This is a genomic window from Caballeronia hypogeia (assembly GCF_001544875.2).
Lineage (GTDB): Bacteria > Pseudomonadota > Gammaproteobacteria > Burkholderiales > Burkholderiaceae > Caballeronia > Caballeronia hypogeia.
Genome location: NZ_FCOA02000004.1, coordinates 185,826 through 203,293, shown reverse-complemented (window position 1 = coordinate 203,293; position 17,468 = coordinate 185,826). Strand labels below are relative to the sequence as shown.

Genomic DNA, 17,468 nt, shown 5'->3' with positions numbered 1-17,468 from the left:
GACACGGTGAGGATCGAGCGACGGCCGCCGCGATCAAGAACCGTGGTCACGTGCAAGCGGTATAGGGTCCCGAATGCCTCACTCGCAAATCGAGTGAACGATCTCGCAGTTGTCAGCGCATGCTTTGCGTGCGTCGTTCTGAGCATTGCGCGGCGTGGAGCCGCTTCCGATTCCCCAGTTATAACTGGACGACGCATATGAGCCGCATCGTTGAAACGAGCCGAGCACCTTGCAGCCAGTATTGCCATGCGCCCTGCATTGGGCCAACGCTTCCCTCTCCGCCGCCGCGGCGCTTGCAGAGTTGACCGCGTAACCGTATCCGTCCTTCGACGGGTCCTCGCCGGCGGCCTGATCCGCGGCATACGCGCCCCAGGCGAATGCGCTGGATGCGAACAGCATTGCCGCCGAAACTGTGAGGACTTTCAAAAGTGCTTTCATCTTGCAGATACCGCCTGGTGTTGTTCTGAAGGCGGTATGGTGGCACGCACGTCGATAAAAATTTGTCGACAGATACAATTTTTCAAATCGCGCAACAACGTGCATTCAGGCGGCATTCGCTCGTTGCGTCACACTTCTTGCACACGCTTGCGGCGACTTCTGTCGGTCTCCCCTATCCCTCCAGATTCCCAAAGCAGACATACTTCGCCTCCAGATATTCCTCCACACCCGAGGAAGCCCCTTCACGCCCCATTCCCGATTCCTTGATGCCGCCGAACGGAGCTACCTCGTTGAACACGAGACTATCGTTCACGCCCACCACGCCGCATTCGAGCGCCTCCATCACTCTGAACGCGCGGCTGATGTCGGCCGTGTAGAAGTACGCCGCGAGCCCCGTGCGCGTATCGTTCGCCAGCGTGATGACATCGTCTTCGTCCTTGAACCGGAGCACGCTCGCAATCGGTCCGAGCACTTCGTCGCCGCAGATGCTCATCGACGGCTCCACGTCCGTCAGCACGGTCGGCCTGAAAAAATTCGATCCGGGAGCGACGCGCGAGCCGCCCGCCGCGACGGTTGCGCCCAGCTTCACCGCTTCATCGACGAGACTTTCGATGCGTTGCACCGCCGCCTCGCTGATCAGCGGCCCGATCTGCGCGCCTTCGTCCAGCCCGTCGCTCACTTTCAGCAACGCGACGCGCGACACGAGCTTCGCGACGAAGCTCTCATACACGTCCTCATGCACGAAAAACCGGTTCGCGCACATGGCCGCCTGCCCCGAATGACGAAAGCGCGCATCGAGCGCGCCCTTCACGGCGAGGTCGATATCCGCATCGCCGAACACGATGAAAGGACAGTTCGCGCCGAGTTCGAGCGACATCTTCTTCACCGTCGAGGCGCATTGCGACATCAGCTTCTTGCCTTCGTCGATGGAACCGGTGAACGACACCTTGCGCACCTCGGGATGAGCGAGCAGCGTGCTTCTGACCGGATCGCCTTCGCCCGTCAGCACCGACAGCACGCCGCGGGGCAGCCCGGCATTCTCCCCGAGCACGCACAGCGCGAGCGCGGAGAACGGCGTTCGCGGATCGGGATGATGAATGACCGTGCAGCCCGCCGCGAGCGCCGCGCCGACGCGCCGCGCGACCATCGACGAGGGAAAGGTCCACGAGGTGATCGCGCCGCATACGCCGACCGGCTGATGCAGCACGCGTATGCGCTGATTGCGGCGCGGCGCGGGAATGTTGTCGCCGTAAATGCGGCGCGCTTCCTCCGCGAACCAGTCGAGATAATTCGCCGCCTGTGTGATCTCGGAACGCGCTTCGTGAAGCGGCTTGCCCTGCTCGCTGCACAGGATGATGGCGAGATCGTCGCGATGCTGTTCGACGAGCCGCCCCCATTCCCTCAGCACCGAAGCGCGCTCCCTGCTGCTCCAGCTGCGCCAGTCCCGCAGCGCCGCGTTCGCGCATTCGATGGCTTCCGCCACCTGCTCCGCCGTGACTTGCGGAACAGTGCCGATGATCTCCCCGCTGGAAGGATTGGTGACGGGCACGCGCGGCAGCGACGTGCTGTCGACCCACGCACCGCCGATATACGCCGATTGCTCGAAAAGACTGGGGCACTGCAGATTCATGGCTCGCTCCAATGCGTTCGTTGCTTCGTGCATTCAGGTTGCATCGAGCTTAACGCATTTCTTGCCTGCCATTCGGACGCGCGCGGCATCCCGGGTATACGAATACGTATGGCGGCGGCGCATCGTAAAACGCGCCGCCGCGTGCGGGTCAGTGGCTCGCGCCCTCCACCGCGCCGATGCCCGTCTCGGAGCGCACCGTCTGCGCTTCGAAGCCAGCCTGATCGATGCGGGCGCGCGCGGACTTGTCGGTGATCGAGAAGATCCAGATGCCGAGGAAGCCGATCGCCATCGAGAACAACGCGGGCGACGCGTACGGAAACGGCGCATCCGCGTAATGGAACACATCGACCCAGACGGCTTTCGAAAGCACCGTCAGCGCGACCGCCGAGAGCAGGCCGAGGAAGCCGCCGACCGCCGCGCCGCGCGTCGTGCAGCCGCGCCACAGCACCGACATGAAGAGCACCGGGAAGTTGGCCGACGCCGCCACCGCGAATGCGAGCGACACCATGAACGCAATGTTCTGCTTCTCGAACACGATGCCCAGCACCACCGCGACGATGCCCAGCACGATCGTCGTGATGCGCGACACTTTCAGCTCGCTCTTGCTCGACGCCTGGCCTTTCTTGAACACGGTCGCATAGAGGTCATGCGACACCGCCGACGCACCCGCCAGCGTCAGTCCCGCGACCACCGCGAGAATGGTTGCGAACGCGACCGCCGAGATGAAGCCGAGGAACACGTTGCCGCCCACCGCGCTCGCCAGATGCACGGCCGCCATGTTCGTGCCGCCGAGCAGCTTGCCGCCCGCATCCTTGAACATCGGATTGGTGCTCACCAGCACGATCGCGCCGAAGCCGATGATGAACGTGAGAATGTAGAAGTAGCCGATCCAGGTCGTCGCCCAGAACACCGACTTGCGCGCTTCCTTCGCGTTGGGCACCGTGAAGAAGCGCATCAGGATGTGCGGCAGACCCGCCGTGCCGAACATCAGCGCGATGCCGAACGAGATCGCCGAGATCGGGTCCTTGATGAAGTTGCCCGGGCCCATGATCGACGCCTTCTTCTCGTGCACGTCGACCGCCTTGGCGAACAGCGCTTCGGGGCTGAAGTGGAACTGCCACAGCACCATGAAGGCCATGAAAGAAGCGCCGGCAAGCAGCAGACACGCCTTGATGATCTGCACCCACGTGGTCGCGGTCATGCCGCCGAAGAGCACGTACACCATCATCAGCGCGCCGACGATCACCACCGCGATCCAGTATTCGAGGCCGAACAGCAGCTTGATGAGCTGTCCCGCGCCCACCATCTGCGCGATCAGATAGAACGCCACGACGACCAGCGTGCCGGACGCGGCGAACGCGCGAATCGGCGTCTGCTTGAAGCGGTACGCGGCGACATCGGCGAACGTGAAGCGGCCGAGATTGCGCAGGCGCTCCGCCATCAGGAACGTGATGATCGGCCAGCCGACCAGAAAACCGATCGAATAGATCAGGCCGTCATAGCCATTGGTGTACACCGCCGCGGAAATGCCGAGAAACGAAGCCGCCGACATGAAATCGCCGGCAATCGCAAGGCCGTTCTGGAAGCCGGTAATGCCGCCGCCCGCCGTGTAGAACTCCGCGGCGGAACGCGTCTTCTTCGCCGCCCATTTGGTGATGAAGAGCGTCGCGATCACGAACACGACGAACATGCTGATGGCGGTCCAGTTGGTCGGTTGCTTGACCGCCTGCCCGAGATCGCCGCCGGCTGCGAACGAGCTGGCGGACGCGGCGAAGAGCGCGCCTGCCGTGAGGAATCGATATGCCTTCATGCGGCCTCCCGCTTGATCTTGTCGGTGAGTTCGTCGTACGTGCTGTTGGCGTGGCGCACATACAGGCCCGTGATCACGACCGTGAACACGATCACGAACAGACCGATGGGCATGCCCCATGTCATGACGCCCGCGCCCATCTTCGCGGCCAGCAGATCCTTGTCGAACGCGATCAGCAGCACATAGCCGTAATAGACGATCAGCACGAGTGCGGTGAGCGTCCAGCCGAGTTTCGAGCGCTTGCTCACCAGTTCGTGATAGGCGGCGCTCGCCTTGATTTTCTCAACGACCTTGAGGTCCATCTCCGTCTCCTGCATGGGTATCTCTTCTCTGACTGAAAAGGCGCGCGCGTTCCGGCCAGGCCCGGACAGCCAGCGATCCATTTGAATAGGGAAATCCCCGAGCGGGGACGACATGCGATGCACGCGCATGCTTTCGACGCGCTGGAGACTAAGGTAAGAGCATCCGCTTACCCGTTTCTTACGCGAGGCGTTTTCCTGTGGCGGGGTTTACGCGAAGCCATGCGCGCGATCGCCGATCGATCGTTCGCCGCGACGTCGAATATGAAAACATCGACAGTTGCCGCCGATGTTTCAAAATGCGGGATAACGATTCGGCAGACTGATAAGAATTCCATACCGATAACCTGCCGATAACAATTTGTCAGCTTGCCGCAGCTATTCAGCACGTGCTTCGAAGATCGATACACAACGTTCACGAGAAATGGCAATAAACGCTATGGCGTTTTCAGCCGAGTTCGGCTATTACTAGACTCGTCACGCACGTCACGCTAAGCGGCGGCGAACCATCAGCAGCTCTCTCGTCAGAACTCGATCATCAAAAATCGGAGGCAGCTACGACCTATGTCAAGACTCAGGCTCGCGCTCGTTGACGTCGCCAAGTAATCCTTTCCCGCGCGATTTCATCGCATAGCGAAAGCATCCCACGGAAACGCATGTTTTCCGGGCATGCGCTCGCTTGGGTCACCGCGAGCATGCCGTGGCGGGCGCGTTCGAGCGCGTCCACCCTTCAACGATCGGCTATCCCAAAAGGGAGGCGCCTATGGCGTTCGTGTCGAAACAGATACAGGACTGCTGCTCGTTCGCTACACCGTCGCGTCCGCTGGGCGCGCTGCGCCTGTTCGCGATCTGCGCGCTCGCGTCGCTTGCGCTCGCCGCGTGCAAGAAGCCCGCTCCCGAAGCACAGAGACCACCGGTCGACGTCACTGCGATGACCGTCACCGCCCGCTCGACGCCCGTCGACTTCGAATTCACCGCGCAGACGCAAAGTTCGCGCGAGGTCGAAATTCGCGCGCGTGTCGATGGTTTCCTTGAAAAGCGCATGTATACAGAAGGCGATCTCGTCGCGCCGAATCAGGTGATGTTCATCATGGACAAGCGCCCGTTCGAAGCTGCGTTGCAGACCGCGAAGGGTTCGCTCGCGCAGCAGGAGGCGCGGCTGCTCGTCACCCAGCAGAATCTCGCGCGCGTGAAACCGCTCGCCGCGATGAACGCATTGAGCAAGAAGGATCTCGATGACGCCATCGGCAACGAGAAGAGCGCGCAGGCGGCCGTGATCGCCGCCAAGGGCGAGGTGCAGACCGCCGAGCTGAATCTCAGTTACACGACGATCCGCTCGCCGCTCAAGGGCCTGTCGAGCTTCGCGCGCGTACAGGAAGGCAGCTATGTGACGCCGACGCAACAGGGCCTGCTCACCTACGTCTATCAACTCGATCCGATGTGGGTCAACTTCAGCATCTCCGAGAACGAGTTGCTGACGTATCGCGAGCAGATCAAGAAAGGCCTGCTCATCTTTCCGCCCGAGAACAAGTTCGACGTGACCATCATCCAGGCGGACGGCACCAAGTATCCGCAGACCGGCCGTATCGATTTCACGAATCCGGCCTTCAGCACGGAGACGGGTACGTTCCTGGTGCGCGCGGTGTTCGCGAATCCGAAGGGCACGCTGCGGCCCGGCCAGTTCGTCAAGGCGCGCGTCGCGGGCGCGCTGCGGCCCAACGCGATCCTCGTGCCGCAACGCGCGGTGCTGCAGGGCGCGAAGAGCCACTTCGTGTGGACGCTCGACGACCAGTCGAAGCCGCATCAGCGCGTCGTCGAGGTCGGCGAATGGCACGGCGACGACTGGTTCATCACGAGCGGGCTGAAAGCGGGCGAGCGCGTGATCGTCGATGGCGCGATCCGCGTCTCGGCCGATTCGCAGATTCGCATCACGGGCGCGCCCGCCGACAACGGAGCGCCGGCATCCGGCCCGTCGACCACGCTGAGCCAGGCGGACACCCAGAACGGCGGGAATCAGAAGTGAATTGACGAAAAGCCCCGGGTCAGAAAAGCACGTCGCGGAAGAGGCCAATGAACATTTCACATTTCTGCATTGACCGTCCGATTTTCGCCTCGGTCATTTCCATCATCATCACGCTGGGCGGCGCGCTGACCATGCTCGCGCTGCCCACCGCGCAGTATCCGGACATCACGCCGCCGCAGATAACGATTTCCGCGACATATCCGGGCGCGAGCGCGGACGTCGTCGCGAACAACGTGGCCGCGCCGATCGAGCAGCAGGTGAACGGCGCGGACAACATGATCTACATGAGCTCGTCGAGTTCGTCGACGGGCAATCTGACGATCAACGCCTACTTCCAGATCGGCACCAATCCGGAACTCGCCCAGGTCGACGTGCAGAACCGCGTGAACCTCGCGCTGCCGCAACTGCCGCAGTCGGTGACGGCGCAGGGCGTGCAAGTGCAAAAGAAGTCGCAGGCCTTCATGATGGTCATTGCGATCTATTCGCCCGACGAGCGCTACGACGCGACCTATATCGCGAACTACGCGAACGTGTATGTCCTGGACGCGCTCAAGCGCATTCCCGGCGCAAATCAGGCGGCCATCTTCGGCACGCCCGACTACGCGATGCGCATCTGGCTCAAGCCCGACCGCATGGCGCAACTCGGCATCACCGCCAGCGACGTGCAGCGCGCGGTCGCGAACCAGAACCAGCAGTTCGCGGTCGGCCGCCTCGGGCAATCGCCGACGGGCGCTCCGGTCGAGCAGTCCTTCGCGGTGACGACCACGGGCCGGCTCACCGAGCCGTCCGAGTTCGAGAACATCATCATCCGCGCGCAATCCGGCGGCGCCGCGATCGTGCGGCTGAAGGATGTGGGCCGCGCCGAACTCGGGCAAAAGGACTATTCGATCCGCAGCCGCTTCCAGGGCAAGTCGGCGACCGTGCTCGCGGTCTATCAGCAGCCGGGCGCGAACGCGCTCGACGTGTCGAAGCAGGTGCGCGCGACGCTCGCCGAGATGAAGAAGAGCTTTCCGCCGGGCATCGACTACCAGATCGCGATGGATACGACGGAGTTCACGCGCGCGTCCATCTCCGATGTGGTGCACACGTTCTTCGAGGCGGTCGTGCTGGTGGTGATCGTCGTGTTCGTGTTCCTGCAAAGCCTGCGCGCGACGCTGATTCCGGTGATCGCGGTGCCGGTGTCGATCGTCGGCACGTTCATGGGCATGCAGGCGCTCGGCTTCTCCATCAACATGCTGACGCTATTCGGCATGGTGCTCGCGATCGGTATTGTCGTGGACGATGCGATCGTCGTGATCGAGAACGTCGAACGCAACATGACCGTGTTCAAGCTCGACCCGAAGACCGCCGCCAAGCAGGCCATGGACGAAGTGGCCGGACCGGTGGTCGCGATCGTGCTCGTGCTGTGCGCGGTGTTCGTGCCGGTGGCGTTCCTCGGCGGCATCACGGGACAGATGTATAAACAGTTCGCCATCACGATTGCGATATCGGTGGTGATATCGGGCGTCGTCGCGCTGACCTTGTCGCCAGCCCTCGCCGCGTTGCTGCTCAAACCCGGACACCACGAGAAGAAAGGCTTCTTCCGCTGGTTCGACCGGCAGTTCGAGCGCATGACGCACGGCTATACGCGTATCGTGCGGCTCATCATCAAGCGCTTCGTGATCGCGTTGCTGCTGTTCGTCGGCATGATCGCGCTCGCCGTGGTGATGATGAAGGACATTCCAACCGCGTTCCTGCCGCCGGAGGATCAGGGTTATCTGCTCGGCGCGGTCATCATGCCGGATGCCGCTTCCCTCGACCGCACCGGTCAGGTGTCCGACCGCGTCACCGAGTACTTCATGAAGCAGCCGGCGGTGGGCAGTATCACGACGATCGACGGCTTCAGCATTCTGGACAGCCAGAACAAGAACAACGCATCGACCTTCTTCGTGGGCTTCAAGAGTTTCGACGAGCGCTACAAATCCGCGAACATTCGCACGCAGAACGCGCGCGCGGTGCTGGTCGACGCTTACAAGAATCTGTCGCAGATCAGGCAGGGGATCGTCGTGCCGCTGAATCCGCCGTCGATTCCGGGTCTCGGCACCACGGGCGGCACCGAAATATGGATTCAGAGCAAGGGCGACGCGACCATCTCGCAGTTCGCGGCCGTCGTGGACGATTTCGTCGCCAAGGCGAAGGCGCGCCCCGAACTGACGGGCGTGACGAACACCTTCAACGCGTCGTCGCAGCAACTGCTCGCCAGCGTCGACCGCGACAAGGCGGAAACGCTCGGCGTGCCCGTGGAGGACGTCTACAGCGCGATGCAGACGATGTTCGGCTCGCTGTACGTGTCGCAGTTCAATCGTTCAAGCCGGCTGTGGCAGGTGATCCTGCAGGCCGAGCCGCAATACCGCCTGAGGCCGGACGATCTCACGCAGATTTTCGTGAAGAGCAAGACAGGCGAGATGGTGCCGCTCAAATCCGTGGTCACGACGAAATACGTCACCGGACCGGACCTCATCACGCGCTTCAACAACTTCCCTGCGGTGAAGATCACGGCGAACGCGGCGCCGGGTTACGCATCCGGTCAGGTGATTCAGGCGCTGGAGGAAGTCGCAGCGGGCTTGCCATCGGATTACGGCATCGGGTGGAGCGGCGAGGCGTATGAGGCGAAGCAGTCGGGCAGCAGTTCGGCGCTCGTGTTCGTGTTCGGTCTGATCATGGTGTTCCTGATTCTCGCCGCGCAGTACGAGAAGTGGAGCCTGCCGTTCGGCGTGCTGATGGCGGTGCCGTTCGCTATCTTCGGCGCGCTGCTCGCCATTCTGCTGCGCGGACTCAACAACGACGTGTACTTCCAGATCGGCCTCACGATGCTGGTCGCGCTCGCGGCGAAGAACGCCATTCTCATCTTCGAGTTCGCCGTGCTGAACCGCGAACATGGCAAGTCCGTGTTCGATGCGGCGATGACCGCCGCCGAAGAGCGTCTGCGCCCGATCGTCATGACCTCGCTCGCGTTCATTCTCGGCTGCGTGCCGCTCGCGATCGCCACGGGCGCATCGGCCAACAGCCGTCACTCGATCGGCACCGGCGTGATCGGCGGGATGCTGGGCGCGACGGTCATCGCCGTGTTCTTCATCCCGATGTTCTTCTGGGGACTGGAAACGCTCACTTCTCGCTCGAAGAAGAAGAGCGGCGATGCGCCCGCGCCATCGCCGGACGCAAGCTCGACGACGCAAGGCGGCGGCGGACCGAACGCCTCGCCCTCGGCTCCGGACACGGGCAAGGGAGACTGACATGCGGCGCGCACGTCTCATTCTCTCGTTCGCGGGCGTAGTCGCCGCGCTCTCGCTGAACGGCTGCCTGCTCGGGCCGGATTACAAGCGCCAGCCGGTCGAAACGCCCGCGACCTATCGCTTCGCCGCGGCCGAAACCGCCGACGCCGCCAACAGCGAATGGTGGAGGCAGTTCCAGGACCCGACGCTCGACGAGCTGATCTCCACCGCGCTCGCGAACAACAAGGACGTGAAGATCGCGGCGGCGCGGGTCGAGCAGTTCATGGGCCAGTTCGTCACGACGCGCGCGGCGCTCTTTCCGCAGATCGGGGCGGGCGGCACGGCGTCGCGCAATCGCGCATCGGCGGCAGGGCCGCAGCCGCTGAACGGCTTCGGGCCGGTCTACAACAGCTTCGAGCTATCGGTATCGGCGGCGTGGGAAATCGATCTCTTCGGCCGCAACCGGCGTCTCACCGAGGCCGCGCGCGCGAACCTGCTGTCGACCGAGGAAGGCCGGCGCGCGACGATCCTCTCGCTGGTGGCGTCGGTGGCGTCGTCGTATCTGAATCTGCGCAGCCTCGACCAGCAGCTCGAAATCGCCAAACGGACGACCGCGAGCCGCGCCGAATCGGTGAAGGTGTTCACGTTGCGCTTCGAAGGCGGCGAAGTCTCGCAGATGGAACTGGCGCAAAGCCAGTCCGAATACGAGGCCTCGCTCGCGACGATTCCGCAGCTCGAAACGCAGATCGCCCAGCAGGAAGACGCGCTCTCGGTCCTGCTCGGCAACAATCCGGGGCCGATCCTGCGTGGCCACACCCTCGACCAGCTGACGACGCCCGTGATTCCGTCTGGCCTGCCTTCCGATCTGCTGGAGCGGCGTCCCGACCTGCTTCAGGCGGAACAGGATCTGGTCGCGGCCAACGCGCTGATCGGCGCGGCGCGCGCGCTGTACTTCCCGCAAATCTCGCTCACCGGCATGCTCGGCACCGCGAGCGGGCAATTCTCGTCGCTGTTCACGGGACCGGCGAGAGTGTGGTCGTTCGCGGGTCAGGTCACGCAGCCGATCTTCACGGCGGGCAACATCTCGGGGCAGGTACAGAGCGCCGAGGCGCAGCAGCAGGCTGCGCTGCTCACCTATCAGAAGGCGATCCAGGTCGCCTTCCAGGAGGTCGACGACGCGCTCATCTCCTCGCAGAAGCTGCATGAGCAGCTCGAAGTGCAGATCCGCCAGGTCACGGCGCTCGCCACCTATGCGCGTCTCGCGCGGGCGCGCTACGAAGGCGGCTACACGAGCTATATCGAAGTGCTCGACGCCGAGCGCAGCCTGTTCAACGCGCAACTCTCGGAGACGCAAACCCAGGCGGCCGCGCTCGCATCGTTCGTGCAGCTCTACAAGGTGATGGGCGGCGGCTGGGTGATGGCGGCGGACAAGCTGACCACGCAGCAGATGGCGAACCCGCCCGCCGACGCCACCCCAACCGGTCAACCCGCATCGCAGACGGTGCAATGAACACGGCGATCTCCGCGCAGTCGACGGCACGCGATCCACGCAGCGAACGCGGGCTGATCGCATGCCACGAATGCGATCTGCTGCAACGCGAAAACGACGTGCCGCCGGGCGGCGCGCTGCGCTGCTGCCGTTGCCGCGCGGTGCTGTACCGGCGGCGCGGACGCGGCTTCGATCGCGCGCTCGCCTACGCGTTCGCCGCCTGCGTGCTGTGGGTGATCTCGAACGCGTTCCCGATCGTAGGTCTCGCGGTGAACGGCGACCTCGTCGAAACGACGCTGGCCGGCGCGGTGCGCGTGCTGTATCGCGACGGCATGTGGCCGCTCGCCGCCCTCATTTTCGTCACGACGATCCTGATGCCCGCGCTCCAGTCGTTCGGCCTCGTGTGGCTGCTGCTGCCGCTGTACATCGAGCGCCGTCCGTGGCGCGCGGACGCCGTGTTCCGGCTGTTGCGCGTGGCGCGCAACTGGGGCATGACCGAAGTGCTGATGCTGGGTCTGCTGGTCGCGGTGGTGAAGCTCGCGCATATCGCGTCGGTGGTGACGGGTCCGGCGCTGTGGTCGCTCGCCGCGCTGATGCTCCTGCTCGTCGCGGCGAATTCCGCCTTCGACGAACGAGCGATGTGGGAACGCATCGAAACCGCGCCGCCCGCCCTGCCCGCCGACACGCCGCTCGCGGGACGCACGGCGGCGCAAAGCGGCATCTGCGTGTGTCACGACTGCGGATTGTCCACGCGCGGCGCGCGGCCTGACGGGCTCCATGAGGCGCACCTGCGCTGTCCGCGTTGCGGCGCTCGCCTGCATCTGCGCAAGCCGGCGAGCCTGTCGCGCACGTGGGCGTATCTGATCTCGGCGGCGATCCTCTACATCCCCGCGAACCTGCTGCCCGTGATGAACACGAGCTCACTGTTCGGCGCCCAGAAGGACACCATCATGAGCGGCGTCGCGTACCTGTGGCATTCGGGTTCGTGGCCGCTCGCAATCATCGTGTTCATCGCCAGCATCGCGGTGCCGATGCTCAAGATTCTCGCCATCGGCTATCTCGCCACGACCGCAAATCTGCGCATGTCGAAGCGTAATGTGCAGCGCGCGCGCATCTATCGCATCGTCGAGTTCGTGGGCCGCTGGTCGATGCTCGACATCTACGTGATCGCGGTGCTGGTCGCGCTGGTGCAGTTCAGCGCGATGGCGACGATCGAGGCCGGTCCGGCGGCCATCGCGTTCGGCGCCGTCGTCGTGCTGACAATGTTCGCGGCGATGTCCTTCGATCCGCGCCTGATCTGGGACCCCGAGATCTCCCCTGAATTTTCGCGCGAGGTTTCCCCATGAGCTCGCCCGACAACATGCCCGACGCCGAAGTGGTGTCGAAGAAGCGCTGGCGCATTCCCTGGGTCTGGGTCGTGCCGGCGATCGCCGTGATCATCGGCATCTGGCTCGCGGTGCAGGCCGTGCTCGCGCAGGGGCCGACCGTCACCATCACCTTCAAGACCGGCGAAGGGCTCGAGGCGGGCAAGACGAAGATCAAGTTCAAGGACGTCGATATCGGCCTCGTGAAATCGGTGGCGCTGTCGGATGACTTCAAGCACGTGGTCGCCACCGCGGAGCTGCGGCGCGACGCCACGAAAATGCTCGTCGACGACACGCGCTTCTGGGTCGTGCGTCCGCGCGTGGCCGGCGGATCGGTGTCGGGCATCGGCACGCTGCTGTCGGGCGCGTATATCGGCATGGATGTGGGCCACACGAAACGCGACCGGCGCGATTATGTCGGCCTCGAAACGCCGCCGGTCTTCGCGAGCGACGTGCCCGGACGGCAGTTCGTGCTGAAGGCCCCGGATCTGGGTTCGGTCGATGTCGGCACGCCGGTCTATTTCCGTCGCCTGCAAGTGGGCCAGGTCACTTCATTCGAGCTCGACAAGGACGGCAGCGGCGTCACCCTGCACGTGTTCGTCAACTCGCCCTACGACCGCTACGTGAACGCGGATTCGCGCTTCTGGCAGGCGGGCGGCATCGACGTGTCGCTCGGCACCGATGGCCTCAAGGTCAACACGCAATCGCTCGTGTCGATCCTGATCGGCGGGCTCGCGTTCGAGACGCCGGCCGTGTCGCTGACCTGGGCGGAAGCGCCCGCCGACACCACCTTCACGCTGTTCCCGACGCGCACCGAGGCGCTGCGCGTACAGGAGCACATCGTCGAGACTTACGTGTTCAACTTCCAGGGTTCGGTGCGCGGGCTCGCGGTCGGCGCGCCGGTCGAATTCCGCGGCATTCAGATCGGCGAAGTGTCGGCCATCAACACGCGCTTCGATCCGGTCACGAAGCAGATCAGCATCCCGGTGGAAGTGAAGCTGTATCCGGAGCGCTTCACGTCGCGCTTCGCGAACGGGCCGAAGGGCGGGCGCATGGTCAGCGACCCGAAGGCGCTGGCGGACTTTCTCGTCTCGCGCGGATTGCGCGGGCAATTGCGCACGGGCAGCATCCTGACTGGCCAGCTTTATGTCGCGATGGATTTCTTCCCGAGCGCGAAGAAGGAGAGCATCGACTGGGATCGCTCGCCGCCCGAGATTCCGACCACGCCGAGCGGCCTCGATTCACTGCAGGATTCGATCAACCGCATCATGACGCGCATCGACAAGCTGCCGATCGAGCAGCTCACCGCGAGCGCGCAGCAGACGCTCAACAACACGAGCCTGCTGATGCAGAACCTCAACACGACGGTCGTGCCGCAAGCCGCGACGACGCTCGCCGCCGCGCGCGCCGCGCTCGACGCAGCCCATTCGACGCTGATGCCGGATTCGGGTCTGCAGCAGGACACGGCCGAGGCGATCCGCGAGCTGACGCGCACGGCGGCGTCGTTCCGCAGTCTCGCCGACTATCTGCAGCAGCATCCCGAAGCGCTCTTGCGCGGCAAGCCGGAGGACAAGAAGTGATGCGGCCCGCTCTCGCCTCTCTCGTTCTGCTCGTGACGCTGCTCGGCGGATGCGCTTCGCCGACCGCGAAGTTCTATCACCTGAGCGCGGACTCGTCGCTCACGGCGACGGGCGCACGTGCCCCGTCGCGGCCCGTGATCGTCGGGCCGGTGACGGTGCCGGATCTCGTCGACCGCCCGCAGATCGTCACGCGCGATACCAGCAATCAGGTCACGCTCAATGAATTCGCGCGCTGGGGCGAGCCGCTGAAAAGCAGCATCGCGGACGCCATAGCCGGCGATCTGACGCTGTTGCTCGGGTCGGACAAGATCGCGCCCGCAGCGCGCGCGATTCCCGATCTGGACGCGTTGCGCGTGCGTGTCGATATCCAGCAGTTCGAATCGGTGCCCGGCGACCACGTGGCGATCGATGCGCACTGGACCGTGCGCACTTTTGGCGACGACAATGCGCTCACCGGGCGCACGCGCGTGAGCGAGCCCGTCAGCGGCGCGGATTACGATGCGCTGGTGGCCGCGCACAGCCGGGCGCTCGCGCGTGTCTCGCGCGACATCGCGACGGCGATCGGAGGCGGTGCCTCGAAGTGATCCGGCCGATCACAGCACCCAGTTTTCGGCGCCTTCGAGCGTCGAGCCCGCGGGCGGCATGTCGCGGCGCGCGATGCGTACGAACTCGACCGCGCGCGTCTGCGGCGGCTGCATCGGCATGTGCGCGAGGTGAATGGTCAACTGCGCGCCGCATTCGTCGCTGCCGTCTTCCACGAGCAGGTTCATCTGGTTGATGCACAGCGTGCGCTGCGTGACGTGAATCAGCGCCTCGGGCGCCGCGAGCAGATCGATGACCGTCTGAAGCTGCATTTCGATGGCGTCGGCGACCGAGCCCAGCGCGGCCAGCGCCGCCTCGTTTTCCTCGAAGTCGCGTTGCAGACGAGTGGCGTCGCCCGCGAGATCCGTCGATGCGATCAGGCTGCTCATGCCCACGCCGCGCCGGCCGAGCATCTGCATGCGCGCGGTGAGCAGCGCCCGATGCTCCTGCAGCGCGTCGCGGCGCGCGGCCTGCTCCGCCACGCGCGACACCGCTTCGAGCGTCAGTTGCTCGATCACGCGCTGGACGATGTTGTGCCTGAGCGCATCATCGGATTCGTCGCAGATGCGGATGCGCTTGTCATCGAAGCCGATGGTCGTGCGCGCGACATCCGAGCGCATCACGCCGCCTTCGAGCGCCGCGCCCAGCACGCGCCGCTCCACCAGCCGGCTGCTCAGCACCGCATACACGTGATCCGGCGCGATGTGCGCGTCGAACCAGTTGCGCACGTCGGTCGACTGGCCGATCACCTCGGTGATGTCTTCGGGCGTCGCGAACATCGCGCGCAGATGCGCGTCGCCGGCCCAGGCATCGGGCTTCGCATCGCGCGGCGGCGGCAGCGCGGAAACAAGTTCGCGCGCGAACGCCAGCGTCGTGCCGATGACCGGCGCAAGCCGCGCCTCGTAGCGATTCGCGAGCTTCAGTTGCGGCGCGATGCCGGTGATGCGATCGAGCGCGCGGCGCACGTCGTCGCGCGACGCATGATCGGTTCCGCCGCCCCGTTTGAAAAGCCAGTCGAACATGGTCATCCCATGATGTTCACGCCGCCGTCCACATAAAGCGTCTCGCCCGACAGTCGCCGCGCGTACGGCGTAGCGAGAAAGGCGCAGGTGAAGCCGACATCCATGATGTCCACCAGTTCGCCGAGCGGCGCGCGCTCGGCCGCCTCCGTCAGCAACAGGTCGAAGTCCTTGAGCCCCGAAGCCGCGCGCGTCTTGAGCGGTCCGGGCGAGATCGCGTGTACGCGAATGCCCTGCGGTCCGAGCTCATAGGCGAGATAGCGCGAGCAGGCTTCGAGCGCCGCCTTCACCGGACCCATCACGTTGTAATTGGCGACGACCTTGTTCGCGCCGTGATAGCTCATGGTGAACATCGTGCCGCCGTTCTTCATCAAGGGCGCGGCGAGCCGCGCCATGCGCACGAACGAATGGCAGGAAATGTCCATCGCCTTGGCGAAGCCTTCCGCCGAGCAGTTCAGGAGGCCGCCCTGCAAATCTTCCTTCGGCGCCCACGCAATGGAATGCACGAGTATGTCGAGGCCGCCCCACTCCTGTTCGATGCGCTCGAACAGCGCATCGAGTTCGTCCTGCCGCGACGCGTTGAAAGGCATGAAGACCGGCGCTTCGAGACTGCGCGCGAGCGGCTCGACATACGGCCGCGCCTTCTCGTCCGCATAGGTGATGGCGAGATCGGCGCCGAGTTCGCGAAACGCCTTCGCGCACCCATAGGCGATCGAGTGCTCGTTGGCGATGCCCGTGACGAGCGCTTTCGCGCCCTTGAGCGGAGGCTGCGGGACGTTCAATGTCATGCGCTTGCTCCTTGGGGTTTCAGATCAGCGCCTGCGTATGCCGCGCGATCATCAGTTCCTCGTTGGTGGGAATGACCCATGCGCTCACCTTGCTCGACGGCTTGCTGATGCACGCGTCGCCGCGCCCGTTCGCGGCGGGATCGAACTCGATGCCCCACCACGCCGCCTGCTCGCACACGCGCTGCCGGATCTCCTTCGAATGCTCGCCGATGCCCGCCGTGAACACCACCGCATCGAGCCCTTGCAGCGCGGCGCTCATCGAGCCGAGTTCGCGGCCGATGCGATACACGTACAAGTCGATGGCGAAGCGCGCGCGTTCGTCCTGGCTCGCGAGCAGCGCGCGCATGTCGCCCGACACGCCGGACACGCCGAGGAGTCCCGAGCCGCGATACAGCAGGTCTTCGATCTCGCGCGCGTTCATGCCGAGTTCGTCGAACATGTAAAGGATCACGCCCGGATCGAGATTGCCGCAGCGCGTGCCCATCATGAGACCGTCGACGGCCGTGAAGCCCATGGTGCTCGCCACGCTTTTGCCCGCGTCCAGCGCGCACAGGCTCGCGCCGTTGCCCAGATGCGCGACCACCGTGCGGCCGCGCGCGGCTGCGGGCGCGACCTCCGGCAGCACGCTCGCGATGTACTCATAGGAAAGGCCATGAAAGCCGTAGCGCCGCACCCCGTTCTTCGTGATCGACTCGGGCAGCGCGAAGGCCTGCGCGAGCGTCGTCTGGCTCGCGTGAAACGCGGTATCGAAGCACGCCACTTGCGGCAGGTCTGGATTACGCTCCGCGATGATGCGGATCGGCTTCAGATTGTGCGGCTGGTGCAGCGGCGCGAGCGGAGTGAGCTTGTCGAGCTCGTCGAGCACCTGGGCGTTGGCCAGCACCGGCTTCGTGAAATGCGCGCCGCCATGCACCACGCGATGCCCGACGCCGATCAGATGATGTCCCGCTTCATGCCCGCGCAGGAATGCGCCCAGATGCGCGATCGCGCCCGCGTGATCGAGCTGCGCGCCCTCGCCCCAGTTATGCTCTCCGGCCTTCTCGCCGTCCGCGTTGTACGCGACGAAATGCGGCGAGCTGAAAAGACCTTCCACTTGCCCGCGCGTGACGAGATCGAGCCGCGAGCCTTCCACGTCGAAGGCGCTGAACTTGATGCTCGACGAACCCGCGTTGATCACCAGAATGACGTCGGCCAT

General features: G+C 64.6%; 13 protein-coding genes. 6 read left to right on the top strand and 7 right to left on the bottom strand.

What is annotated here, in order from left to right:
* Positions 1-78: 78 nt before the first annotated feature.
* From AWB79_RS09630 to AWB79_RS09615, 4 genes are all read right to left on the bottom strand, one after another.
* A complete protein-coding gene (locus AWB79_RS09630; RefSeq protein ID WP_157695723.1) occupies positions 79-438 on the bottom strand; it encodes a DUF4189 domain-containing protein in 360 nt (119 codons plus the stop codon).
* Positions 439-610: 172 nt separating this feature from the next.
* Positions 611-2,068 carry an NAD-dependent succinate-semialdehyde dehydrogenase gene (locus tag AWB79_RS09625; RefSeq protein ID WP_061167176.1) on the bottom strand — a complete coding sequence of 486 codons (1,458 nt, stop codon included), beginning with the start codon at positions 2,066-2,068 and terminating at the stop codon, positions 611-613.
* A gap of 148 nt (positions 2,069-2,216) precedes the next feature.
* On the bottom strand, positions 2,217-3,878 hold the full coding sequence (locus AWB79_RS09620) for a cation acetate symporter (protein ID WP_061167175.1): 1,662 nt from the start codon (positions 3,876-3,878) through the stop codon (positions 2,217-2,219).
* Positions 3,875-4,180 carry a DUF485 domain-containing protein gene (locus AWB79_RS09615; protein WP_061167356.1) on the bottom strand — a complete coding sequence of 102 codons (306 nt, stop codon included), beginning with the start codon at positions 4,178-4,180 and terminating at the stop codon, positions 3,875-3,877. Before AWB79_RS09615 ends, AWB79_RS09620 begins: the two co-directional genes overlap by 4 nt.
* 760 nt (positions 4,181-4,940) lie before the next feature.
* On the opposite strand from AWB79_RS09615, the gene AWB79_RS09610 reads away from it, so the two are divergent.
* Genes AWB79_RS09610 through AWB79_RS09585 form a run of 6 tightly spaced genes read left to right on the top strand, consistent with a single transcriptional unit; the run spans position 4,941 to position 14,468 of the window.
* Positions 4,941-6,200, top strand: a complete 1,260-nt coding sequence (locus AWB79_RS09610) for an efflux RND transporter periplasmic adaptor subunit (RefSeq protein ID WP_061167174.1) — start codon at positions 4,941-4,943, stop codon at positions 6,198-6,200.
* Between the two features lie 47 nt (positions 6,201-6,247).
* A complete protein-coding gene (locus AWB79_RS09605; RefSeq protein WP_061167173.1) occupies positions 6,248-9,472 on the top strand; it encodes an efflux RND transporter permease subunit in 3,225 nt (1,074 codons plus the stop codon).
* Between the two features lies 1 nt (position 9,473).
* Positions 9,474-10,961: an efflux transporter outer membrane subunit gene (locus AWB79_RS09600; protein ID WP_061167172.1), complete on the top strand. Its 1,488-nt coding sequence runs from the start codon at positions 9,474-9,476 to the stop codon at positions 10,959-10,961.
* The gene (locus AWB79_RS09595; protein WP_061167171.1) at positions 10,958-12,286 is read left to right on the top strand and encodes a paraquat-inducible protein A; all 1,329 of its coding nucleotides are present in this window, start codon (positions 10,958-10,960) and stop codon (positions 12,284-12,286) included. The genes AWB79_RS09600 and AWB79_RS09595 overlap by 4 nt, the downstream gene beginning before the upstream one ends.
* Positions 12,283-13,884, top strand: coding sequence for a PqiB family protein (locus tag AWB79_RS09590; RefSeq protein WP_061167170.1), 1,602 nt, complete (start codon positions 12,283-12,285; stop codon positions 13,882-13,884). The genes AWB79_RS09595 and AWB79_RS09590 overlap by 4 nt, the downstream gene beginning before the upstream one ends.
* Entirely contained in the window at positions 13,884-14,468 is a 585-nt protein-coding gene (locus tag AWB79_RS09585; RefSeq protein WP_061167169.1) for a PqiC family protein, read from the top strand. Before AWB79_RS09590 ends, AWB79_RS09585 begins: the two co-directional genes overlap by 1 nt.
* Positions 14,469-14,477: 9 nt before the next feature.
* Here AWB79_RS09585 and AWB79_RS09580 read toward each other — a convergent pair whose 3' ends face one another.
* From AWB79_RS09580 to AWB79_RS09570, 3 genes are read right to left on the bottom strand one after another with little or no spacing between them, the layout of a single operon-like run.
* On the bottom strand, positions 14,478-15,488 hold the full coding sequence (locus AWB79_RS09580) for a hypothetical protein (protein WP_232470857.1): 1,011 nt from the start codon (positions 15,486-15,488) through the stop codon (positions 14,478-14,480).
* A gap of 2 nt (positions 15,489-15,490) precedes the next feature.
* Entirely contained in the window at positions 15,491-16,273 is a 783-nt protein-coding gene (gene fabI, locus AWB79_RS09575) for an enoyl-ACP reductase FabI (protein WP_061167167.1), read from the bottom strand.
* A 19-nt stretch (positions 16,274-16,292) separates the two neighbouring features.
* Complete coding sequence (locus AWB79_RS09570) at positions 16,293-17,468, bottom strand: acetate/propionate family kinase (RefSeq protein WP_061167166.1); 1,176 nt, start codon at positions 17,466-17,468, stop codon at positions 16,293-16,295.